Below are 363 nucleotides of genomic sequence, written 5' to 3'. Positions count from 1 at the left end.
TTTTCACCCGCTTTATCGTTACTTATGTCAGCATTCGCACTTCTGATACCTCCAGCATGCCTCACAACACACCTTCTACGGCTTACAGAACGCTCCCCTACCCAATACACTTGCGTGCACTGCCGCAGCTTCGGTGCATAGTTTTAGCCCCGTTACATCTTCCGCGCAGGCCGACTCGACTAGTGAGCTATTACGCTTTCTTTAAATGATGGCTGCTTCTAAGCCAACATCCTAGCTGTCTAAGCCTTCCCACTTCGTTTCCCACTTAACTATGACTTTGGGACCTTAGCTGGCGGTCTGGGTTGTTTCCCTCTTCACGACGACCGTTAGCACCCGCCGTGTGTCTCCCATGATTCAACTTGT

The 363-nt window shown here is 50.7% G+C and carries 1 rRNA gene; it reads right to left on the bottom strand.

Annotated elements, in window-relative coordinates:
- Nucleotides 1-363, bottom strand: a 23S ribosomal RNA gene (locus tag A9G13_RS01110); the annotation flags it as partial.

This window comes from Gilliamella sp. wkB178 (genome assembly GCF_001690705.1).
GTDB classification, from domain to species: Bacteria; Pseudomonadota; Gammaproteobacteria; order Enterobacterales; family Orbaceae; genus Gilliamella; species Gilliamella apicola_K.
This window is presented reverse-complemented; position numbering and strand designations above follow the sequence as displayed.